The 23,399-nt window shown below is 38.4% G+C and carries 20 protein-coding genes; 11 read left to right on the top strand and 9 right to left on the bottom strand.

From position 1 onward, the window contains the following. Nucleotides 1-49 precede the first annotated feature (49 nt). Together lon and bamD are read right to left on the bottom strand one after the other, a co-directional pair. Complete coding sequence (gene lon / locus CYP54_RS07125) at nucleotides 50-2,467, bottom strand: endopeptidase La (protein ID WP_103604725.1); 2,418 nt, start codon at nucleotides 2,465-2,467, stop codon at nucleotides 50-52. Between the two features lie 8 nt (nucleotides 2,468-2,475). Next, a complete protein-coding gene (bamD, locus tag CYP54_RS07120) occupies nucleotides 2,476-3,123 on the bottom strand; it encodes an outer membrane protein assembly factor BamD (RefSeq protein WP_021091013.1) in 648 nt (215 codons plus the stop codon). Nucleotides 3,124-3,235: 112 nt separating this feature from the next. Here bamD and fliW point away from each other — a divergent pair, with 112 nt between their 5' ends. From fliW to hpf, 6 genes are all read left to right on the top strand, one after another. Further along, on the top strand, nucleotides 3,236-3,619 hold the full coding sequence (gene fliW, locus CYP54_RS07115; RefSeq protein WP_103604724.1) for a flagellar assembly protein FliW: 384 nt from the start codon (nucleotides 3,236-3,238) through the stop codon (nucleotides 3,617-3,619). A gap of 60 nt (nucleotides 3,620-3,679) precedes the next feature. Next, a complete protein-coding gene (locus CYP54_RS07110; RefSeq protein WP_141108519.1) occupies nucleotides 3,680-7,897 on the top strand; it encodes a hypothetical protein in 4,218 nt (1,405 codons plus the stop codon). Next, nucleotides 7,891-8,586 (top strand): type II secretion system protein, encoded by a 696-nt coding sequence (locus tag CYP54_RS07105; protein WP_103604722.1) that lies wholly within the window; start codon nucleotides 7,891-7,893, stop codon nucleotides 8,584-8,586. Before CYP54_RS07110 ends, CYP54_RS07105 begins: the two co-directional genes overlap by 7 nt. Beyond that, the gene (locus CYP54_RS07100; protein WP_258033707.1) at nucleotides 8,583-9,599 is read left to right on the top strand and encodes a type II secretion system protein; all 1,017 of its coding nucleotides are present in this window, start codon (nucleotides 8,583-8,585) and stop codon (nucleotides 9,597-9,599) included. Before CYP54_RS07105 ends, CYP54_RS07100 begins: the two co-directional genes overlap by 4 nt. Beyond that, a complete protein-coding gene (locus CYP54_RS07095) occupies nucleotides 9,599-10,021 on the top strand; it encodes a hypothetical protein (protein WP_072594818.1) in 423 nt (140 codons plus the stop codon). The genes CYP54_RS07100 and CYP54_RS07095 overlap by 1 nt, the downstream gene beginning before the upstream one ends. Nucleotides 10,022-10,101: 80 nt before the next feature. Then, nucleotides 10,102-10,629, top strand: coding sequence for a ribosome hibernation-promoting factor, HPF/YfiA family (gene hpf, locus CYP54_RS07090; RefSeq protein WP_087579818.1), 528 nt, complete (start codon nucleotides 10,102-10,104; stop codon nucleotides 10,627-10,629). Nucleotides 10,630-11,340: 711 nt separating this feature from the next. Here the strand turns inward: hpf and CYP54_RS07085 are convergent. Together CYP54_RS07085 and CYP54_RS07080 are read right to left on the bottom strand one after the other, a co-directional pair. Next, nucleotides 11,341-11,883 carry a DUF1523 family protein gene (locus tag CYP54_RS07085; RefSeq protein ID WP_103604720.1) on the bottom strand — a complete coding sequence of 181 codons (543 nt, stop codon included), beginning with the start codon at nucleotides 11,881-11,883 and terminating at the stop codon, nucleotides 11,341-11,343. 70 nt (nucleotides 11,884-11,953) lie between these two features. Next, nucleotides 11,954-14,185, bottom strand: coding sequence for a nitric-oxide reductase large subunit (locus CYP54_RS07080; protein ID WP_103604719.1), 2,232 nt, complete (start codon nucleotides 14,183-14,185; stop codon nucleotides 11,954-11,956). A 217-nt stretch (nucleotides 14,186-14,402) separates the two neighbouring features. Between CYP54_RS07080 and CYP54_RS07075 the strand changes: the two genes are divergently transcribed. The 4 genes from CYP54_RS07075 (at nucleotide 14,403) to CYP54_RS07060 (ending at nucleotide 17,535) form a co-directional block, all read left to right on the top strand. Beyond that, nucleotides 14,403-15,458: an ABC transporter substrate-binding protein gene (locus tag CYP54_RS07075; RefSeq protein ID WP_103604718.1), complete on the top strand. Its 1,056-nt coding sequence runs from the start codon at nucleotides 14,403-14,405 to the stop codon at nucleotides 15,456-15,458. Nucleotides 15,459-15,461: 3 nt separating this feature from the next. Then, nucleotides 15,462-16,469, top strand: coding sequence for a FecCD family ABC transporter permease (locus CYP54_RS07070; RefSeq protein ID WP_103604717.1), 1,008 nt, complete (start codon nucleotides 15,462-15,464; stop codon nucleotides 16,467-16,469). After that, on the top strand, nucleotides 16,469-17,242 hold the full coding sequence (locus tag CYP54_RS07065; protein WP_103604716.1) for an ABC transporter ATP-binding protein: 774 nt from the start codon (nucleotides 16,469-16,471) through the stop codon (nucleotides 17,240-17,242). The genes CYP54_RS07070 and CYP54_RS07065 overlap by 1 nt, the downstream gene beginning before the upstream one ends. An 86-nt stretch (nucleotides 17,243-17,328) precedes the next feature. Beyond that, nucleotides 17,329-17,535: an excalibur calcium-binding domain-containing protein gene (locus CYP54_RS07060; protein ID WP_103604715.1), complete on the top strand. Its 207-nt coding sequence runs from the start codon at nucleotides 17,329-17,331 to the stop codon at nucleotides 17,533-17,535. Between the two features lie 75 nt (nucleotides 17,536-17,610). Here the strand turns inward: CYP54_RS07060 and recG are convergent, their stop codons facing one another. Genes recG through CYP54_RS07045 form a run of 3 tightly spaced genes read right to left on the bottom strand, consistent with a single transcriptional unit; the run spans nucleotide 17,611 to nucleotide 21,694 of the window. Further along, a complete protein-coding gene (gene recG / locus CYP54_RS07055) occupies nucleotides 17,611-19,428 on the bottom strand; it encodes an ATP-dependent DNA helicase RecG (RefSeq protein WP_103604714.1) in 1,818 nt (605 codons plus the stop codon). Next, a complete protein-coding gene (locus CYP54_RS07050; RefSeq protein ID WP_103604713.1) occupies nucleotides 19,418-20,647 on the bottom strand; it encodes a M16 family metallopeptidase in 1,230 nt (409 codons plus the stop codon). Before CYP54_RS07050 ends, recG begins: the two co-directional genes overlap by 11 nt. Continuing rightward, entirely contained in the window at nucleotides 20,648-21,694 is a 1,047-nt protein-coding gene (locus tag CYP54_RS07045; protein WP_103604712.1) for a dehypoxanthine futalosine cyclase, read from the bottom strand. It lies immediately after the preceding gene. Nucleotides 21,695-21,799: 105 nt separating this feature from the next. Between CYP54_RS07045 and CYP54_RS07040 the strand changes: the two genes are divergently transcribed. After that, entirely contained in the window at nucleotides 21,800-22,039 is a 240-nt protein-coding gene (locus CYP54_RS07040) for a hypothetical protein (RefSeq protein WP_258033706.1), read from the top strand. A 22-nt stretch (nucleotides 22,040-22,061) separates the two neighbouring features. Here the strand turns inward: CYP54_RS07040 and CYP54_RS07035 are convergent, their stop codons facing one another. Together CYP54_RS07035 and CYP54_RS07030 are read right to left on the bottom strand one after the other, a co-directional pair. Further along, nucleotides 22,062-22,454 carry an NfeD family protein gene (locus CYP54_RS07035; RefSeq protein WP_103604710.1) on the bottom strand — a complete coding sequence of 131 codons (393 nt, stop codon included), beginning with the start codon at nucleotides 22,452-22,454 and terminating at the stop codon, nucleotides 22,062-22,064. Further along, a complete protein-coding gene (locus CYP54_RS07030; RefSeq protein WP_103604709.1) occupies nucleotides 22,451-23,365 on the bottom strand; it encodes an SPFH domain-containing protein in 915 nt (304 codons plus the stop codon). Before CYP54_RS07030 ends, CYP54_RS07035 begins: the two co-directional genes overlap by 4 nt. Between the last annotated feature and the right edge of the window lie 34 nt (nucleotides 23,366-23,399).

The raw sequence follows: 23,399 nt of genomic DNA, 5'->3' as shown, positions 1-23,399 counted from the left end.
AAATTTATAAATTTCCCTAGCCCTAATCTCGCTTAGGGCTAGGAAAGGATTATTTTTTAGCTACAAGAGCATTTTTTAGCACATCATCGATCGTATCTACGGCGATGATCTTCATGTCAGCTTTTACTTCGGCTGGGATATCTACTAAGTCGCGGTCGTAGTTCTTGCGAGGTATCAGGGCTGTTTTGATGCCAGCTTTGTGTGCGGCGATGAGCTTCTCTTTTAGACCACCGATAGGTAGCACTCTACCAGTTAGCGTAATCTCGCCAGTCATTGCTATGTCGTGTCTTACCTTTGTATCGGTTAGTATCGATGCGATCGCAGTTGCCATCGTGATACCAGCACTTGGTCCATCTTTTGGTACAGCACCCTCTGGTACGTGCAAGTGAAGATCGTAGCGCCTATAAACATCGCTAGCTTCAAGCTTACGCTTATCATCATCTAGTTTTGGCACGATAGCCATCGGTACTTTTATTTTTTTGTTGTCTATTAGCACTTTAACAACACTAAATGCGATCTGAGCGCTCTCTTTCATTACATCGCCTAGCTGACCGGTGATTTGCATGCTACCTTTACCCTGGATCCTGATAGCCTCGATCCTTAGCACGTCACCACCGACACTAGTCCACGCGAGGCCATTTACTAGACCTATCTGATCTTTTTTATCCGCTGGCTCGATCTCATAGACCTTTTTCTCTAAAAATTCTTTCAAATTTTTAGCTGTGACACTGATCTTGCCCTCGCTTTTTTTGATAAGGATATTTTTAGCAACTTTTCTTAATATATCAGCGATCCTGCGGCGTAAATTTCTCACACCGCTCTCTCTTGTATAGTCGCTGATAATTAGCTCAAGTGCCTCTTTGCTTATGCTCACATCACTTGGTTTTAGTCCGTGCTTTTTAAGCTCTTGAGGCAAGAGATATTTCTTAGCGATCTCAAATTTCTCTTGTGGGGTATATGAGCTAAGCTCAATAAATTCCATCCTGTCGCGAAGTGCAGCTGGTATCATGCTCACGTCATTTGCTGTAGCAATGAAGATGATCTTGCTAAGATCGATGTTGAAATTTAGGTAGTAGTCTCTAAATTTATTATTTTGCTCAGGATCTAAAATTTCAAGTAAAACCGCAGTCGGATCGCCCCTATAGCTTCTGCCAACCTTGTCGATCTCATCTAAGACAACTACTGGATTCATCTGCTTGGCTTCTATGAGTCCTTGCACAATACGCCCTGGCATAGCGCCTATATAGGTACGGCGGTGGCCTCTTAGTTCGTTTACATCCTCAAGTCCGCCAAGCGCGATCCTAACTAGTTCACGCTTTAGCGCCTTTGCGATCGAGTTTGCAAGGCTTGTTTTGCCAACACCCGGAGGGCCTGCAAAGCATAAAATAGCGCCATTGTTTACCTTTTCGCCAACGCCTCTAAGTTCCAAAAGCTCACGCAAAGCAAAATACTCCTCGATGCGCTCTTTTGGCTTTTCAAGACTGTAGTGATCGGCATTTAGATGCTTGCTCACTTCGCTGATGGATGATTTTTTCTTAGCTATATTTTCAAATGGAATTTCTAACACCCAGTCAAGGTAGCTTTGTAAGGTATTTGCGTCAGCTGAGTCTGGGTGCATACGCGAGAGCTTGTCTATTTGCTTTTTGATCTCTTTATAAGCGTCCTCAGCCATAAATTTCTTCTTCGTGTCAAGCTTTTTGCGGTACTCTTCAAGCTCCTCTTCACGGCTCGTATCAGCTCCGAGCTCTGCTTGAATTTGTTTTAGCTGTTCCTTTAAAAAGTACTCTTTATTTGTCTTGTCGATCTTTGAATGGACTTTATTTTTTATCTCTTTTTGAAGCTTATTTGCCTCGATCTCTTCGATAACATAGTCGATGAGCTTTAGTAGGCGTTGCTCTAAATTTTCCTCCACAAAAAAGCTATAGGCAATCTGTTTTTTTAGGCGAAGTGCACTTGAGACGAGATCGCAAACCCTGATCGCTTCAGCGCTCTCTTCGATCGTTTTTAAAAGATCAGGCGGGAAAAAGTGGCTAAACTGCGAAAGCTCTCTTACTTTTTCTCTTAAAACCACGATGAGTGCGTCAGTTTTGACCTGTGATGGGCGCTTGACGTGGAGCATATCGACGATGCCACGGAGCGGATTTATGCCTGATTGCTTTAAAATTTTGCCTTTGTCGATGCCCTGAAATAGTACTTTTACGCGTCCATCAGGTAGAGGCACACGGCGCATTATCGTGCCGATAACGCCTGCGTCATAGATGCCGTCAAAGTCTCTAGCGCCGTCTTGCTGAGGCTTTGTAGGTACTACAAGGATCGGAGTCTCTTCTTGTATGGCGAGTTCAAGTGCCTTTAAATTTTCATCATCGCTTAAAAAAAGCGGAGTTATCATAAATGGATATAAAAATAGCTCGTCCTCAACGATGATGGGAATTTCGGTTGGGAAGCCTTTATTTTCGTTTATTTGCAAAATTTCTCCTATTCAAACAGTTTTCTATACCATGCTACATCAGGTTTGATAAGATCTGAGTTTTTAAACGGCGACTCTTCAAGCTTTTGCTCATAAATTTTAGCCGAAACATCACGACCGGTCCTATTGTAAAGATCTGCTATTTGCATATCAAGGAAATAAAGTGCGAGTTTGAATTTAATAAGCATAGTCTCAATAAGTGGCTTATACTCGGTATTTGGATACATATAAAGAAATTTCTCAATCTCTGTTACGCTATCTTCCATAAGCTTTTGGTTACGGTTTGGCTGAGTGAATGAGTCAAAATTTGCTTTTATCTTTAGATACTGAGCAAACTCTGTTTTTGGGCCATTGTCGCCATATCTTTTGATATATTCATCAAGATAGTGATTTGCCATTAGATACTCTTCATCGTTTGCATGTGCTTGAGCAAGGATGAGTAAAATTTGCTCTAAAAGTGGGCTTGCCACATGTTCGCTTGCCATTGAAACATAGTGTTTGTCGGCTGCTTCAAGATCGCCATCTTTTATATCGGCGATAACCTGAGCATACCATTCATCAGGGGTTAGATTGTAAAGCTCGGTATATTTCTCAGCACAACCACTAAAAAGGCCTAAAAGAGCTACGACCGCTAGAAATTTAGAAAATCTTTTCATGCTTTTCCTTAAAAAGTTTAAATTCACGTATTCTACATTTTTTGCCATTATTTTTGTATAAATTTTTTAAAACTATGATAAAATACGACAACTTTACAAAACAGGAGTTAGTATGATTTTTAATGTTAAAAGCCCTATTTTAGGCTTTGAGCATATCAAGACGATGGAATTAATTGAGCTCGATAAATTTTTTGTTAAACTAGCAAGCAAAGATGATGAGACGTCTTTTACGATGATAAATCCTTTTGCCTTAAGAAGCTACGAATTTGATATCCCAAGCTATTATGAAGACCTTATGGATATAAAAGAAAGTTCACAGCTTAGAATTTATAACATTATCGTGGTTGCACTTCCGCTTGAGAAATCAACTGTAAATTTTATAGCTCCTATCGTTTGCAATATGGACAACATGACATTATCTCAAGTAGTTTTAGACATTGCCAAATATCCTCAGTATGGGCAAGCTGAAATGATAGAAAATTTTATACAAAAATAGTAGCTAAAAGCTTTTAAAAATCTAAGGAGAGATTTTTTATTGTTATTTAGAGGATTTGTTGTGAAGATAGCATACTTACTCTGTTTTATTGTCACATTTGGTTTTTGTGCACCCAGAGCTTGTACAACAGCAGAAGCAGCATCTATTGGTTGTAGTGGAGCAAATTATTCTTGCTTTATAGACGCTGAAGAGTATCAAGACAACTCTTCTAAAAATATCCCACATTGTATAAGAAAATCTGATAGAACCTGGACGATAGACACAAATAGCTTTTCTTCAGGCTTAGCACAAGATCACTATCATATTTACGTTGAGCAATTTTCTCCATGGAATCAACGATCATTAATAGGTATGTGGGATGATCACTCTAAAGGCTTAAGACAAAGGTCAATAAATGGCAATCTAAATACTAGAGTAAATGGTGATATAGCTACCATTGGTGCTACTATTATGATTCCACAATACACTGGATATAATTTTGTTCCAGATCCATCTAACGTAACGAAAACATCATCTACCGCCGATAGACTATTTTTAAATACTGGTAGTTTTACGTCTAGTAATTACACGCTTTGTCAAAAAACATATATTTATAATCCTAGCAAGTATCCTTATTGTCAAAATTCATCCTCTTCCACATTTGATTTTAGTGAGAAAAATACCTTTATACAAAATAATTTAAAAGGTAAAAATGTGGTCTATGCCAGACTTTACTGGGGTGGTTCTCTTTATCAAAACTGGGCAATAAAAAATCTTGGGTCAAATTTATATGTAAGCGCCTTAAATTACATAAAAGGATATAGCAGGATTGATTTTAAAGCTCCTGGAAAAAATATAATTACAATAGATGCTGATCCAAAAGATGTCTTTTGGTTTGGCTCATTTAGTGAGTATAAACCAAAATCAATGACTCTTGAATCATATAATCAAAACGAGTCTAATAGCTACTATGTAAAGGCTGGAATAAACTACCAATATGTAGCAAGTGCTGATGTAACAGATATAGTTAGAGACTCTCTTGGTACTAGTGAGTCAGATAGGACATTTTATGCTGGCAATATCAGATCAACTACGATTCCCTTTAGTGATGAATTTATAGACCCAAATGATGGCATATATAAGGTAAACAATTCCACTAATAGAAAATTAAAAAAAACATACGGCACACTGCTGTTTTCGCCAGTCCAAGGACAAAATGGCTACTGGATACAATCCATCGCACCACAATTTGCAGCTTGGAGTTTGGTCATAATTTATGACTTTGATGATAAAACTGCCGCAGCAAACAATATAGAGCCAAAGCTTGTTAGTATATTTGATGGACTAGAAAGACTTGCGGCAGACTGGATGAAGTCAAGCGATCCATTTGGTACTGTAAAGAGCTCAACCATAGATGTAAAATTTGAAAACATCTATACGCCAAAAGCAGGAAATATAGATGCTTCGCTTACAATGTTTTCCTTTGGTGGCAAGCCAGAAACAAAAGGTGAAGATATCAAGATAAAAAATGGTGGTAGCTATCAGAGTATTACCAGCGGATATAACGCGCAAGGCGATCAGTTTAATTCAACTATGACAAAATTTGGACAACTTATAAATCCAGGTAAAAAATTTCACTCTCAAGCAGACTTAGATATATTTGATATATCGGACAAAATGTCATATGCTCAAAAAGAAGCGGATATAAAATTTACAGTTACAACAATTAAAAGCTCAGGCGGTGCCAATGTTGTAAGCGCTGACCGTATAAATTTAGCTCTAGTTGGCTTTTCTTCTCGTATATACAAACCAGATGTTTGCTACATGGAATATATTTATGCAAAAAAACCTAGCAATAGTACTTTTACAAAGGTGCAAGAAAATACTCCGACGGTAGTGCCAGCAAATACTATTTTAAAAACTTTCGTTGAAGTTACAAATAATACAAATGAAGCTACCCAAGACTTTGCACTAAAAGCTACAATAGATCCAAGCCAAATTTATAATCCAAACTCAACTTATATATACGCAGATAAAGCATCACAAGGGCCCAGTGATCTACTTACTATGTCAGGACAGGTGCACTATAACGACAACACAGGCTTGCAGCAACTAAGTGGAAATGACTTAACTTTTTATTTGGGACAAGGTGCGGCTGCAAATAAGGGTGGAGAAATGCTAATTCATCAAGGCAACTACGCTTATGCCATATATGAAACTACCCTTAAGTCTAAATTTGAGCCAAATAGTTACAAAGCCACAGTTGCAAATGCTGATATAAATTTACAGCCCTATGACACATACATAAGAAGATGTAGCAATCAAAACTACAACATTACTTTAGGTGTTAGTGCCAGTCCAAATAATTTCGTCGCAAGCAATAGACAAGACGATGGCTCAGCGGCTTTTAAAACTAAATTTAAAAATAGACTTCTAACTAAAATCGTTTCTACGCCATTTAATGTCTATATCACAAACTATGATACAGATGGCAATAAAAAAGTACCAGATGCTCCAGTAGATGTAAAAGTAGAGTTGGTCGAGTCTTGCAGTGCTCCAACAAATTTATATGAACAAGATATAACATTTAATGGTGTAACTGATATTTTGTTGTCAGGCATTAGTATTGATAGAGCCTATAAAAGCGTAAAATTTAGAATTTCTCATCTTGATCCAGTGACAAATACTACAAAGGTTGAATGCGAAAAATTAGATGATTTTGCTATAAGACCAAGTCACTTTAGGCTATGGGATACTGACAAGAATACGATCAATAATAACAATGTTTTAATAGGCGGCAAAGTTTATAATAACATTGCTCTTGCAGCTATGAAACCTCTTGATAGTGGCTTAGCAAATGGCTATATAAATAACATAAGTGGCTCAAATGGAGAGATAAAACTTGTACCAGCATATAGTGCGACTTGTGATCCTAGCATTATAGAGAGCGAGAACAAACTAAGCGTAGATTTTAACGATCCAAATAAAGCATTGGGTAAAATTTTCCGTCACACATCAAGTGGACCTGTTGGCTTTTCTTACTCAGATATAGGCGATACATATTTTTATGTATTAGACAAAGACTATACAATAACTGATCAACATACACCATCAAGAGCTGATGATTGTGTAAAAAACTCAATTAGCAACGATCCATCACAAGATACTGCTCAAGAAGGAAGGATCGGATGTAGTATAAAGCTAGAAGGTAATAGAGATTATCTATTTAGGCCAAAAGATATACAAATAAGTAAGTTAAAGATAACAAAAGATAGCGATATAACATACCTTGATAATGAAGGCATACAAAAAGCAAAGCTTGACTTTGAAGTAACTGCTAGGTTGTTTAACGATGACCCTGCAAAACTTTATAATGAAGATTGCTATGCAAAGAATATGAACTTTGACATAAAGCTAGATAGAGTTCCTTTAAATTTTACAGACAACGATGGCAATGCCGGTACATTAGCAAAAGCAAATGAAGAAATTTTGTTTTTTGAAATTCCTGGCTCAAATACTAGAAAAGCAATAGATCCAAGTGCTACAAAATCAACATTTTATGTAGAAAAAAATACTTTTGTAAATGGCGTAGGCAAAGGTGAAGTATATTTTAATTTTGAAAGAAAAGTAAATCATGCTAAAAATCCTTTTACTATTTCGAGTAATGATTTTAGCTTTAGCGGTATGTCAGACAGTACCGATACAGTAAAAAAATATGAAAAACCAGCAACAGAAACGACAGCAAAATTTTACTTTGGTAGGGTTTATGCACCATTTTATGAAGGGCTTTATAGTGGCTTTTATGCCAAAATTTATTATGGTGCCTACTGCGATGGATGCAATAAAAATATCTATATGAAAGATAATGGCAAACTGTGGCAAGACTTTCCAGCTGCACCATTTTGGGCTACCAATCCAAAACATAGCGCAGGAGTACTTAACTATCACGACTTTAGCTTTACAAACACTTACAGCGGCACTGTTTTAAGAAATGATGTAAGCAACATAAGCAATGGCGAGCAGATAATTTTTATAAGAAACCCTTCAGCGGTTACTGATGTGGCTAAAATGAGAGCACCTAGTTGGCTTCTTTATAGTGAATTTGATGAAAAAACTGAAACAAATAATTTCAATCTAAATTTTCTAGTACCAAATGGCAAATGGGCTGGTAAAGTCCTAAAGAGCAATAATATAGAAGATAAGACAAGCAGTGCAGTTGGAGGTTTTATAGGAGTAAAATCAAATAGTGATAATAACCTAGATATAAGCGATAAGACAAACAGGAGAATAGAGTGGTAAAAAGAGGTGGCTTTTCATTGATAGAGCTTATCTTGTCAGTGCTTGTAGTAGCCATAGTAAGTGCAAGCCTGCCACTAGCGGTAAGAACTACTTCAAATTTAAGCGAGCAGTCCTTAATGCAAGAAGGACTAATGAATGCTAAAACCTATATGTCATTAATATTAAAAGCACCATTTAGCGATCAAGTCTTAATAGCCGGTAAAAATACCATGCCATCATCTATAACCACTCAAGAGGCTATAATTTTTCCCCTTATTATCTGCGAGCAAGGGGCAAATCCAGATTTTTATGAAAAAAGTGGTGTAAAAGGTGAAGGGCATAGGATACTTGCATATCCGGTGCAAAATTCATCTGCATGCGCCATAAGACCTAGTGATTCAAAGCTTCCAGAATCAATCAAAAGCGTAAATTTTAAAGTAAAATCTATCAAAAATTTCAATACCCAAAAATCCATCTCACCAACTGCTAGCACTACTAAACGCGACTTTATCATAGATACAGAGACGACTCCAACTATAACAAATGGAGCTGATAAATTTGTAGTTAGCACTCCTTTAAATGATAGTGACGTTTTACAGATAAAGCTAGATACGACTATGAAAACTACAAAAGAGAGCAAAAGCGTACTTTATGGATATGCCTTTAATATAGGTGAAAGCAGTACTCTAAGTGTAAAAGAATGGAAATGAAAAAAACAAAAAAAGCTTTTACATTAATTGAGCTAATAATAGTCATCACCGTACTTGGCGTTATCTCACTTATGAGCTTTAACACACTTATGAATTTATATCAAAACTATTTTCAAAGCAAAGTAATAAACGAACTAGAAACACAAAGCGAAATCGCTCTAGAGCAAATTTCAATGCTACTTAGCCACAGAATCAAGCAAAGCGTTATCGCTAGAAAAAAAAATGGAGATTACCTAGCCCTAAATGATAGTGGCGTAAATCTAAGTAGCGACTTTGAAATTTTAGAATTTATCCCAGCTGCTTATGAGCTATTTGATGGCATAAACGAATATAAAGGAGATGATACTAACGGAGATCCCATCTTTGAAGAAGGCATATATAGCGGATATGTAGATCTTGCAAATAGTTCTATTGCAAATGGACTAAAAAGCCCTGGAAGCAAATTTAATGATGCTTTTAGAAACGGCGTAATGGACTTGACCTGCGAAAATGATAGCAATGAAGAAGATGTAAATAGTGGCTCTAGGTGTATAAACGCCGATAATGAAAATGGCGGTTTAGTAGCGATATTTTCTAGCATACTTTATAGAGTTGGTAGCAGCTTTGGCTATCAAGAAAATTTAGACCAAAGACACTTAGATATTGCAAAAATAGGCATACAATCAATCGACACACTTAAAATTTCAAGTGATTTTAAAAATAAAAAAATTTCAGAACAGTATAAACTAGCTTATACAGCCATTGCCATAGCACCAGCTGAGCAAAGTGCCGAGGATATACAAAACGGCTCTTTTGACCTTAAAATTTACTACAATTATAGGCCATGGCTAAATGAAAGCTTTAAAAAATTTAGCTCAACATCTACAAAGGATATCAAAGCCGAAAGTGCAACACTAGCTAAACATGTAACAAGATTTGTCTTTACAGAAAAAAATGGAGTCATCGCGCTAAAGCTTTGCCTTAAAGCGGAAAAATCAGAAATAACCATTTGCAAGTCAAAGGCGGTTTATTAATGAGAAAAGGATTTACGTTAATAGCAGCGATATTTTTTCTAGTTGTAGCAGCTTCTATCAGTACTCTTGCTCTTTCGATAGCCAGCACATCAGCTAGACAAAGCAGTGAAATTTATCTAAGGGAGCAAGCACAACTCGTTGCTCAAGCAGCAGCAGAGTATGCGATGTTTGAAATTTTTAGAACTGATTTCTCAAATAAATGCTTAGATAAAGTAAATGGAGAATTTAACGATATGTTCGACTTTAAAGTAAAAATAACTTACTTTGGCGATATCGGTATATGCACTCCACCGACCATCATGCCAGGAACAAACGGAGTCGCAAGTACTGGCAACATGATCTTTGATGTTTTTGTAACATCAAAAGATAAAAAAACGCCAAATCCTATAAATTTTCACAAACGAACTCTTCAGAAACTTTAAAATTTTATAAAGATTTTAGTTTAATTTGTTTTTAGTTTTAGCGTGTTATAATCATCTTACTTTCTATAAAGGAGATTACGATGAACATAAGCATTGTAGGAAAACAATTTGAGCTAACAGAGCCAATCAAAAACTATATCCAAGACGCTTTTGATACTCTTGGCAAATACAATCTCGACATCATCTCAGCAAGATGTGTTGTAGCAGCCGATGAAAAACAAGGAAAAAAAGGCTTTAATGCAGAATTTTCTCTAAATATGGCTCATAAAGATACGATAGTCGTTCGCCAAAAAGATAAAGACCTTTATGCTGCGATCGATCTTGCTATCGAAAAAGCATCAAAAGTTTTAAGAAGAGAGCATGATAAGAAATTTACCGTAAAAGGCAAGGCTGACGACAAAGAATTCCGCTCAAGAATAGGCGAAGAAAAGATCGAAGGTGTCGAGGAGATCGTACCTATGGAGCTTGAAATTTATAAACCACTTGAGGTCGAAGAGGCGCTTGATAAACTAAAATCAAGCGATAAACAATTTTACGTATTTAACGATGTTGATGCCAAAATGCGCGTCATCTACAAAAGAACAGACGGAACTTTCGGTCTTTACTAAAAACAGGGGCAGCTTTGCCCCTAAAATTTATGCTAATTCACTATAAATTTTCTTTCTAAAATCTAAAAAGTCCTGTTATAAAAACTGATACGCTAGCAAATGGCTTTAAATTTTTAAAAAGGTGTTAAGCTCTATCAAGATGGTTTTAAATTTGAAATTTTACCCAAGTATTTGAGTGAACCTTTAAGCATTAAAAATCCAACTATATTTTTATAAATTTTATGAGTAGTTTTCATTTAGCTTTGTTGATTAGATTATTAGAGTTATCAAAACCTTATCAAATTATCAATTTTGGTTTTTAACTCAACGTCCAAACATAATGAAAGAGTACTTTAAAATCAAAAAGTGCCTAAAATTTTACGGAATAGATATCCTTGCATAAGATAGATGTAGATACAAGGCGGGCTTTCATGTGAGCCACTTTTAGAAGAGGCAAAATAAATTAAAACGACATAAACTAAGTTACAGCTGGTGGAGAGCACGGCAAAGAAGTAAGTGCTGTAAAAAAGTAAGTATTTTTTAAAAAATAATTGTAAGCATCAAGATATGGAATTTTTTATGGACTGGAAAAGCGTATGGAAATACGACAAATAGCGAAACAGAGCAAACGAGCTAAAAATGTTTGATAGTACTAGAAATTTTTAAAGATAAAAGAGAGATAAAGCTCTCTTTTTGATTTTTAAAATATCAAATAACTAAAACAAATACTATCTATTTCTCTAAATTTTCACTAGTTTTTGGTCTAAAGGCCTTATTTATCTTTCTTATCCAAATGATTAGCGAGATAAATAAGATAAAGTAAAATACATAGCTAGCTACCGGCCAACTAGTATCAGTACCGCTCTCTTTTAGTGAGATGACATTTCTAAACTCTTGAAGCATAGAAATTCTATATCCATAATATTTTACAGTTACGTTTTTATCGCTATTTGCAAAGCCTTGAGCTTTGGCTTGTACATCAGCTGAGTTAAATTTAAAATAAAACGGAAATCCCCATGCAGTATCTTCATTTCTATAAGCCATGACTTTATTTGAATTATTAGAATCTTTAGTGTAGACAAAATAAACATCTCTAGTAGGGCCATCAGCTGGATTTTTAGCATCAATGATACCATCTTTGTCCATACGTTTGACATCGCCACCTGTGATTTGCACATTTGCATAGTGTGGAAATGAATAATCAACTACAAGAGCTAAAAAAGAGTGTAAGAGTACGATAAAAATAACGCAAATTCTTTTAAAAAATGTAATCATTTCTTTCCTTTAAATTTGCGTTATTTTATGAAAAGATAGCTTAATAAAGGGGCAAAATACCCCTTTAGTTTTAAGCTTTTTTATTAAGCATGAATTTTAGAAGTTGCGCAAAGAAGCTGATTCCACCGATTATTAAAATCGTATCGCCAATCATTCTTACCCATCTTAAATTTTGCAAGTGTGATTGTTGTAAAAGCTCAGCGCTTCTTGCATACCACATACCATGCTCTAGGCTCGCAAATGCTTGATAAATTCCTATTGGAAGCAACGAAAGTACGATCATTAGCATAAGACCTATATTTAGGCCCCAAAAACCTACTTTCATAAGTTTTTCATCAAATTCTTGACCTTTGAATAGATAAGTAGCTACTAGCCAAACAAATCCAAGTGCCAAAAATCCATAAACACCAAATAGTGCAGCATGTCCGTGAACTGGAGTCGTATTTAGGCCTTGGATATAAAATAGTGAAATTGGAGGATTGATTAAAAATCCAAATACACCAGCACCTAGCATATTCCAGAAAGCAACTGCTATAAAGCAGTAAAGTGGCCATTTTAATGTCTTAGCCCAAGTTTGAGCAAACTGAAGTCTATAGTGCTCATAAGCTTCGGCGCCAAGCAATACAAGAGGAACTACCTCAAGTGCTGAGAAGCTAGCACCAACTGCCATTATAGGTGTTGTAGTACCCGCAAAATATAAGTGGTGGAAAGTTCCTGGAATTCCGCCTACTAGGAAAAGTGATGCACTTGCAAGCGTTGAAAACGTAGCAAATCTCTTTGAAACAAGACCAAGACTAACAAACACAAAAGCAAGTGAAGCGGTAGCAAAGACCTCAAAAAAGCCTTCAACCCAAAGGTGTACAACCCACCAGCGCCAGTATTCCATTACTGGAAGTGGACTTCTTTGGCCGTAAAATAATCCTGCTCCGTAAAATAATCCAACTGCAACAGCTGAAGCTGCAAAGATAGCAAGTAAATTTTTGTCACCTTTGTTCTTGAATCCGCCAATAAATCCGCGAAGTAAAAGTAGCATCCAAATGACAAGACCGACAAATAAAATAATTTGCCAAACACGTCCAAGCTCGATATATTCATATCCTTGATGTCCAAACCAGAAGCTTAAATTTATAGGCATAATATTTGCGATCGCTAAATACTCGCCAGCAAAACTACCAACTACAAGGATTAGTAGTGCGTAAAATAATAAATCTACGCCAAGCTTTTGGAATTTTGGATCTTTACCGCCATTTATAATAGGTGCTAGGAAAAGACCGCCTGCTAAAAATCCTGTCGCAATCCAGAAAATACTAGCCTGAATGTGCCATGTTCTAGCAAGTGAATAAGGAATATAAGCTGATAAGTTTATACCGTAAAATTCTTGTCCTTCGACTGTATAGTGAGCCGTAAAGCCACCTATTAAAATTTGAAATGCAAAAAGAGCCAAAGTTACAAAAAGATATTTTTTAAGAGCTTTTTGAGATGGAGTTAGGCTTAATTTACTAAGCGGATCCTCGCTAATAGCTTCCAACTTTTCATCATCTTTTTTACCATAAAAAGAGCTAAACCAAACAAGAAATCCAATACCAGCAATAAGTATTACAACGCTTGCGATTGACCAAAAGATATTTTCGCTTGTTGGTACATTATCGATTAGTGGCTCATGTGGCCAGTTGTTTGTGTATGTAGCATCGCTGTTAGGTCTGTTTGCTGCGGTTGCCCAGGCTGACCAGAAGAAAAAGTTATTAAGATCATCTCTATCAGAAGCATTTGGAAGAGTATTCTCTTTCATCGCATAAGCTTCTCTTAAAGATTTAAACTTAGGGTCATTTCCAAAAAGTGACGAATACTCTTGGCTTACTTGTTTCATAGCCTTTAATCTATCACTACTAAGTACGATCTTATCGTCTTTTACGCCATTTTCTCGGTACTCTTTTTTAAGTAGAACTTTTAGATTTGCCTTTTGCTCGTCATTCAAGTCAGCATATTTTGAGTGATAAATTTCATCTGCTTTTAACTCTAAAAATATAACTAACTCTTTATGAAGCCAGTCCGCACTCCAATCAGGTGCTTGATATGCGCCGTGTCCCCAAACAGAGCCAACTTGCATACCTCCTATGCTTTGCCAGGCCTCTTGACCTTTATAGATGCTCTCTTTGTCGATCACGACATTGCCATTCTCATCTGTAAAATTTACAACTGGTGGCGAGCTTCTATAAACCTCAACGCCGTAGTAGCCTAAAATACTAAAGCAAATTACTAGTACTGCAACAAGTGCTAGCCAATACTTTTTGTATTCACGCATTGATTCTCCTTTTTTTAAAAATTTTAAGGCGAAGTTTATCTCATTTTAAAAAAGCAAATAATGACATATGTCAATAAAAGGAGAGAATTTATCCCATTAGTTTTATAAGAATTTACAATATATGCAAATTCTTCATAATGTATATGCAAAATTTACATAGAATTAATATAAATATTATTAACATACATGTTTATACTTCAAAAATAAAGGAAAAAATATGCAAACAAATTTTATGCATAAAGTAACCAAATTTAGCCTTGTTGCTTCACTATTTATGGCTCTTAGCCTAAACGCAGCTGAGTCTGCTAGAAGCATCACAGATATGAAAGGCGTAAAAGTAAGCGTGCCTGAAAAAGTTGAAAAAATAGCTGCACTTTGGCACGCAAACAACGAGATCATCCTAGCACTTGGCGGTATGGATAAAGTGATCACCACCACAGATCTTATCAAGAAAAACAAATGGTTTGCCCTTGTCTATCCAAAAGTAAAAGACCTACCAGCTGCGTTAAATGGCAAAGATATTCAAGTAGAAGAGCTAGTTAAGCTAGCACCTGATGTTGTCATAGTTTCTAGCAAAAACTACCAAGAAGAGCTTACTAAAAATGGCTTTAGCGCGGTAAATATGATATATAGAGACTATCCAGATATGGAAAAAAGTATCTATGCAACAGCTGAAGTTATCGGCACTGACAAGGCTAGAGCTTTGGCCGAAAAGCTATCAAACAACATCCATGAGAACTCAAAATTTGTAGAAGCCAAAACAAAAAATATCCCAGCTGACAAACGCCCAAAAGTACTTCACCTTCTTGGCGGAGCAAATTTATTAAAAGTTGATGGCACAAACACTATCCAAAACACTTGGATAAATTTAGCTGGCGGCAAAAACGCAGTATCAAAAGAGGGCTCTATGATCGAGCTTACAGCTGAAGAGATCATCAATGCAAACCCTGATATCATCATCGTTGGCGGCAACGACACAGACGCTTTGATCAAAAATGTTAAAGAACACCCTGCATTTTCAGGTTCAAACGCTGTGAAAAATGGCAAAATTTACGGCAATCCAAAAGGTGTATTTGCTTGGGATAGATATGGCGCTGAAAGCGTGCTTCAAATTTTATGGGCAGCAAAAACTATTCAACCTGATCTTTTCAAAAACCTAGACATGAAAGCAAAAACAAAAGAGTTTTACAAAGAGTTCTTAGGCCACGAGCTTAGCGACACCGAGTATGGCTACATGCTAAAAGGTCTAAACCCTGACGGCAGCAGCAAATAATATATGAAAAACGCAAATTTTTCATTAGTTGCTATATTTTTAGCTCTACTAACGCTTGTTTGCGCCTTTGTCGCACTTGGCGTTGGTAGATTTTACATACCTTTTAACGACGTCTTTAGCGTGCTAGCTCACAGCTTTGGCTTTGACGATGGCGCAGCTAGCAACATCACAAATGTGATAGAAAATTTGCGCATACCTCGCATCATCGCAGCTATCTTAGTCGGTGCCGCTCTTAGCGTGAGCGGTGCTGCCTATCAAGGCGTCTTTAAGAACCAGCTAGTAAGCCCTGATCTTCTTGGCGTATCAGCAGGTGCTTGCGTAGGAGCTGCAACTGCTATTATCTTTGATCTGTCTCTATTTTGGGTGCAGGCTTTTGCATTTGGTTTTGGCCTAGCAGCTGTTGCTATCACTCTAGCCATACCAAAGATGATGGGGCGCACTAGCACACTTATGCTGGTTCTTTCTGGTATCATCGTAAGTGGCCTAATGGGCTCAATAATCGGCTTTTTAAAATATGTCGCTGATCCTGAAACAAAGCTACCTGACATCGTCTACTGGCAGCTTGGAAGCCTTGCAAAGCTTGATAGCGAGAATTTAAAATTTATAGCCCCAGTGATGATCATCTGCGCCATTTTACTAATCGCCATGAGCTGGCGTATAAATTTACTCTCTCTTGGCGACGAGAGTGCGGCTAGACTTGGCGTAAATGTGGCTTTTGAGCGTGCTATCGTTATCATTTGCGCTACGCTTCTTACAGCATGCAGCGTCTGCATAAGCGGTATAGTCGCTTGGGTGGGGCTCCTCATGCCACACCTAGCGCGCATGCTAGTTGGTGCAAATAACATAAAAAGCATGCCAGCAAGCATATTTATGGGTGCGATATTTTTGCTATTTGTGGACACCTTGGCTCGTAGCATAAGCGTGAGCGAAGTGCCTCTTGGCGTACTTACTGGCTTTATCGGCACAGTATTTTTCGTCTGGGTCTTGTGGCGAAATAAAAAGGTTGCGTGATGCTTGAAGTTAGAAATTTAAACTTTAGCTACCCAAATGGAGCTGGCAAACTAGAAAATGTAAATTTAAAGATAGGTGCAGGTGAGATTTTAACCATTCTTGGTCGAAATGGAGCTGGCAAATCAACAACTTTAGGCTTAATAAGTGGCTCGCTAAAGCCAGTTTCTGGAGAGATTTTCCTTGATGGCAAAAACGTAGATAGCCTAAGTAATAAAGACCGAGCAAAAATAATGGCCTACGTCGCTCAAAGCGAGATCACAGAGTACGACTACACCGGGCTTGAGTTTATAACAATGGGTCGTGCGGCGCACCTTGGTATCTTTGCAAGACCTAGCAAAGAGGACGAGGAGATCGCTAAAATTTACACCAAAAAGCTTGAGATCGAGTATCTTGAGGATCGCTTCATCACGCAGATGAGTGGCGGTCAAAAGCAAATGTGTATGATCGCTCGTGCGATGGCTGCGCAGCCAAAGATGATCATATTTGACGAGCCAACGAGCGCTCTAGACTACGGCAACCAGTATAAATTCCTACGCACAGTAAAATGGCTCAAAGAGCTTGGCTACTCGGTTGTGCTAACCACTCACAACCCTGACTTTGCTGTGCTTCTTGGCGGATATGTCGCACTTGTAAAAGGTGATGGAAATGTTGAGTTTGGCTCAGTCATCGAGATTATTAAAAGTGAAAATTTAAGTAAACTTTATGGACTCGATCTAAACGTGAGCTACATCGACAAAGTGCAAAGAGAGTGTTGCCTAACTTATCCACTTTAAATTTATCTGCTTTCAAAAGGATAAATTCTTTTGAAAGCACTTCTTGTACTTTTTGTTATTTCACACATACTGCCTTTGGAGTAAAAATGAAAAAGTTAATTTTGATTTTATTTTTTGCATTGATAGCAAATGCGGCTGATAAATTTGATTGCTCTAAACGCTACTGCAAAGAGATAAAGAGTTGTGAAGAAGCATATCACTATCTAAGAAACTGTGGACGCAGTGGCTTTGACCGCGATCATGACGGTATACCATGCGAGAATGTATGTAAAGAGCGTGGAGTAAAAAAATAATTTTATTAAAATTTACTCCACTAAAATTTAAAGCTAGCAAAATCAAATCAAAAATTTAGGTTAAATTAGAAGCAACTAGGCGTTATTTTTAGCAAGCGCCGCCACTCTAGCCTTTGCGGCCTGTGTGATATCATCCTCGTAGTCGTAGAAGTTAAAGGTCGCTCCATGCTGGAAAAAGCCATTTAGTATATCGCCGCTTTGGCGGTTTTTCAGATCAAGCTCGGCCACCTTAAAGCCGTCATTTGTCGCGCAAAATTCTTTTAGCCTAGCTGGCGCCTCTTTTAGCTTGGTAAATAAAAAGCAGTATCCATCGCCGCCATTTCGCCCCACTCTACCGCGCAGCTGATGAAGCGTGGCAAGTCCTAGCCGCTCAGCGCCCACGATCACTATCGTATTTAGCCTTGGCAGCGAAATGCCAACCTCAACAACGGTGGTTGAGAGCAAAATTTCGCCCTCTTCTCTAAATCGCCTTAAAATTTCCTCTTTCTCTTTGTCCTTGCCGTGCGTGACAAAGACATTTTTGAAATTCTTTAGCCAAAAGCCCTGCGCCTCGCTTAGGCTTTGGTAGTTTGAGCTCTCGCTGCTCTCAACGAGCGGGTAGATGATAGCCACTTGAAAGCCATTTTCTAGCTGCTTTTTGATATGAGCGAGCAGATAGCCAAACTCGCTAGCACCCAAAATTTGGCTTGTTATATTTTTCTTAAATGGCATCTGCTTTAAAAAGCTAAAATTTACGATCTCAGACTGAATTAAACTTAACGTCCTTGGTATGGGCGTAGCTGAAAACTGCACGAAATTTGCTCGCTCGTCCTCGTTTGAGGCAAGCTCTTCTATCTTTTTGCGCTGATTTGAGCCAAAGCGGTGTTGCTCATCGACCATGACAAGCGGCGAATTTGGTAGCTCGTGAAAGAGCAGCGCATGCGTGCCAACGATCAAATTTACACCGCTAAAGTCTATCTTTTTCTCCCCACTTCGCACCAGCATCACATTCATAAATGGCGGCAGCAATCTCTTTGCTTCGTTATAAATTTGCTCGCTTAAAATACTTGTTGGCGCCATCAAAATGGCACTTTGCGGATATACACTAAGAGCTGCTGCTAAGATCACTAGCGTCTTGCCACTTCCCACATCGCCCATTATGACGCGCCTTTTTGCCTGCACGGCACTAAGGTCGTCTCTTATATCATTTATCGCGTTTATCTGGTCGTTTGTCGGCATAAATGGCAAGCTCTTAAGCCAAGAGCTTATATCAAAAAGCTCTATTTTAGGGCTTTTAAAGTAAGTTTTTTTCGCACTTAGCTTTTTTATGTAGTTAAAAATTTCCACAAATTTTAAAATGTGCGCGCCCTCATTATGATTTTTTAGGTGATATAAAATTTGTACGCTTTGCTCATCTAGCCTTTGCAGATCAGCTAGAAATTTAGCCTCTTTTTCATTTAAGCCCTCGGCTAATAAATTTTGTAAATTTATATATTTTAAAACGAGTTTTTTAACTTCATCGTCTTTTAGCTCGGTCTTAAATTTAGGCACTATCTGGCCTACTTTTGTGGTGATTTTTGGATTTACGATCTGCCACGAGCCAAAGGCGTAGGAGCAAAGCCCATATATCGCCATCTCTTTGCCTGTCTTAAAAGCGCCGTAGTGCCAGGACTTTGCGTTAAAAATGACGATCTTTACGCTACTTTGCCACTGCTCACAAAAGGCAAGTGCCGTTAGCATGCCAGGGCGCGAGGCGAGTGAGGTGATCTTTACATTTATGCAGACCTGCCCTTCTCTTGGGCTCTTAGCGATCGTCGTATCTTCAAAGCCCTTTGGTAGCACGAGAGCAAGGTCAAGTAGGCTAAGCACGCCTATTTTTAGAAGTTTTGCTCTGTCGCTTGCTTCAAATTTCATTTTTTAAAACGTAAAAACTTAGCTCGTTTATCTCTGCGTGGGCTTTTATGAAGCTATTTAGCTCGCTTAGCGAAAGGGCTGAAATTTTATCCAAGTCCTTTAAAAATACCCCAAGCTCGCCATGTTCGTAAAACTCGCCCTGCGCGATGTCAAGGCGCTTAAATAGCGTCTCAAGTCTAAGTGGCAACGAACCAAGTAAAAATTTCTTCGCCTGCTCGAGCTCGGCCTTGCTAACGCCTTTTTTACTAAATTTTAAAATTTCCTCTTTTATAACAGCGATAGCCTCATCTTTTTTTTCATTTTTTGTCTGCATGTAGCCGTATAGCTGGCTGTAAGAGAGATTTAGCAAATTTCTAGCGTAGGCGCTGTATGCAAGGCCTCTTTTCACGCGTATCTCCTCCATGAGCCTCGAGCCAAAGCCACCCTCGCCTAAAATAAATGTCGCCACTGCGGCCTTGTATTTCTCCTCTGGCTTTACATCAAACGGCGCGCCAAAGTAGATGTATGCCTGCTCGCTTTGTCTGATGATCTCGCTGCTTTCGCACTTGTTGCTTGGGCTAAAACGCTCTAGTTTTCGCACCTTGCCAGGTTTTAAAATTTCTAAAACGCTAGCTAGCTCTTTTGTCTGCTTCTCGTCGATGTCGCCACCAAGCACGCAAAGCAAATTTGAAAGGTCTAAGTGCTCATTTAAAAATTTCCTCACATCTTCAAGTGTGATCGCTTTTACGCTCTTTTTCGTGCCGATACTTGGCTCTGAAAGCACGCTTTTTGGATACAAAAGCTCAAAAAGCCCTTGCCTTGCCACGTAGTCAAAGTCGTTTTCATTTGCTGCGATCTCGCCAAGTGTGACGGTTTTGCACCTATTTAGGATCTCATCTGTCAAATTTGGGGCGAGCAGTAGCTCTTTTAGCTTGCCGCATGCAAAGCCAAAGTGTTCTTTTAGGCAGTTTAGATCGATGCAGAATGTCTCAAAGCCACAGCTTGCATTTAGGCTAATCGCCCTTACCTCAAGCTCTTTGGCAAATTTAGCCGATCCTAGCTTTATATCTCCCTCGTTTAGTAAATTTGCGCTAAGTCTCGCAAGGCCTGCGAGCTTGCCATTTTGAGAGCTACCGGCTGCTTTGAAAACAAGTCTGAGGCTCACTACCGGCATAGCTTTTGAGCTCTCAAAAACGACTGGAATTTTTATATTTTTTACATTGATATCTAAAATTTTCATCTAAAATTTCTCCAAAATATCGTAGTTTGTGTTGCGCTTAGCTGGAATTTCTCCGACATCTTTTATAAGCTCGATCATCTGATCTTGATTCATCCTAAAGCTAGCTCCTGCGGCCTTTACGACGTTTTCTTCCATCATCGTGCTACCAAGGTCATTTGCGCCAAAAAGAAGCGCTAGCTGGCCTACGTAGCTGCCCTGTGTAACCCAGCTGCTTTGGATATTTTTAAAGTTATCCAAAAAGAGCCTTGAAACCGCAAGAAGCCTTAGATAGACGTTTGAGCTTTGCTTTTTGATCTCTGGAAATTCTTGCATGAGCTTTGTATTTAGCCCTTGAAAACTCCAAAGTATAAAGGCTCTAAATCCAGCCGTTTCGTCTTGTAAATTTCTGATATGTTCCCAGTGCTCCACGATCTCACGAGTGCTCTCAACCGTGCCAAACATCATCGTCGCAGTCGTCTTCATGCCAAGCTCGTGCGCCTCTTTGTGTATGCGAAGCCAGTCTGCGGTGTCACATTTTTTTGGCGCAATGATATCACGCACTCGGTCGCTTAAAATTTCTGCTCCAGCCCCTGGCATCGAGTATAGGCCCTTTTGGTTTAGGCGTCTTAAGACCTCTTTTGTAGAAATTTTTGAAACTCTTGCGATATAGTCAATCTCAACAGCCGAAAAACCATGTATCGTAATACTTGGATAGTGTTTGCTTATGTAGCTTACGAGCTCCTCGTACCACTCAATCTTTAGCTTTGGATGAACGCCACCTTGAAATAAAATTTGCGTGCCGCCAATGGCGATTAGCTCCTCGATCTTCTTGCCGATCTCCTCAAAACTTAGCACGTATGCGTCTTCCTCTTTTGCGTGGCGGTAAAATGCGCAAAATTTACAATCCACCCAGCAGACGTTTGTATAGTTGATGTTGCGATCTACGATAAAGGTCGTAATGCCCTCTGGATGAAGCTCTTTTTTTCTGGCTAGCGCCATCTTGCCAAGCTCGTGAAGCGGTGCATTTTCTATAAGATCGATGGCCTCATTTACACTAAGTCTTTTCAAATTTAACCTTTTATTTTGCTTATTTTTGGGCGAAAGTTTAGCTAAAAATGCTTTTAAATATGATAAATCAGGCGTTATGAAAAATTAATTTTTAAAGGCTAAAATGTGAGAAATTCTTTAAAGGAGCAAGTTATGAAAAAGGTGATATTTGCCGTTATTTGCGGACTATTTTTAGTTGGTTGTGCTAAAAATGAGCCAAAGCCAGCAAGCCACGAAGGTTGCGGTTGCCCTCATCATAAAGAGATAAAAAGCGATATGCAAAAACAAGATTGTTACCATCAAGGCTGCATGATGCAAGGCCCAATGCACGGCGATATGCAAGGCTGCCCAGCCCACACAAAATAGATAAAGTGCCAAAAAGGCACTTTTATTTTAATATCACCTTGTCACCTTTGGTGCCAAGGACCGTCACCTTCTCTCCGTTAGCTAAATTTCCATCATATTTCCAAAGAGTACCTTTGAAATAGACCATATTTTCTCTGATCTCGCCAACTCCGGCTTCGTCTAAAAATTCCTCGTTAAAGCTCTCTTTTCTGGACATAAATTTACTCTTTAACGGCGCTTTTAAAAGCACAAGGAGCACGATCGCAATCGCCGCCGTAATTAAAATTTGATAGCTCCAAGCAAAACTAAAACCAAAATTTATAGCTCCAACTACGATAAAAGCTATGCCAAAAAATAGCAAATAAAACGAGAAAAAGATAAACTCGGTGATGCACAAAACTACACCGATTGCTATCATTATATAAGGGCTGATCACGCCTTATCCTTAGCTAAGAAATTTTTTAAAACGCTAAGCGAGCCGATGAGTTCAGTCGCTTCATAAGGGACTAAAATTTTGTCTTTTGAGCCATTTTTAGCTAGCTCGCTAAATGCCCCAACCCTGTCACGTGCAAGCAAAAATTCAGCAGCATTTGCATTTTTGCTCATGCTGTCATTTATCATATCCATGGCCTCTTTTTGAGCTGTTGCAATGGCGATTTGCTCGTATTTTTTTGCATCAGCCATACGCTCTATAGCCTCTGCCTGAAGTACTTTTTCTTGTTTTAGCGCTTCGGCATTGCGTATTAGTGCCTCTTTTTCAGCCAATGCTTTTAGCTCGATCGCACGTTTTTCACGCTCAGCTTTCATCTGCATATTCATCGCCTCTTCGATGCCAAGTGGGACAGAAATTTCAGAAATTTCTACACGCATGATCTTTACACCCCAGTTGCCAGCAGCGTCGCCAAGAGCCACTTGAAGTGCGGCATTTAGGCGGTCACGTGAGCTTAGTGTATCGTCAAGATTCATAGCGCCTATCTCGCCACGAAGCGTTGTCATGGCTAAATTTGCAATGGCACGCTTGTAGTTATCGACATTATAAACCGCCATTTTTGCATCAAACACCTTTAAAAAGACGATACCATCGACGCTTATATTTACGTTATCTTTTGTGATGACTTGCTGTTTTGTAATATCTACTAGCTGCTCTTTTACGGTGATTATCGCTCTTATTTGATCGACAAATGGAATGATTATGTGAAATCCGCCGTCAAGCACTTTGTGAAATTTACCAAGTCGCTCGATGAGTAGATTATCAGCTTGTGAGACGATCTTGATGCCAGCCTTTAAAAACAAGAGCGCAAAGATAACCAGAACTACGACTAAAACGCCAAATGCTTCGATTTGCATTTTTACTCCTTTAATTTATAATTTGTTATTTTCT

The organism is Campylobacter concisus (assembly GCF_002914005.1).
Lineage (GTDB): Bacteria > Campylobacterota > Campylobacteria > Campylobacterales > Campylobacteraceae > Campylobacter_A > Campylobacter_A concisus_N.
Note: the sequence above shows the minus strand (reverse complement) of the source record. Positions and strands in the feature narration are given on the sequence as shown.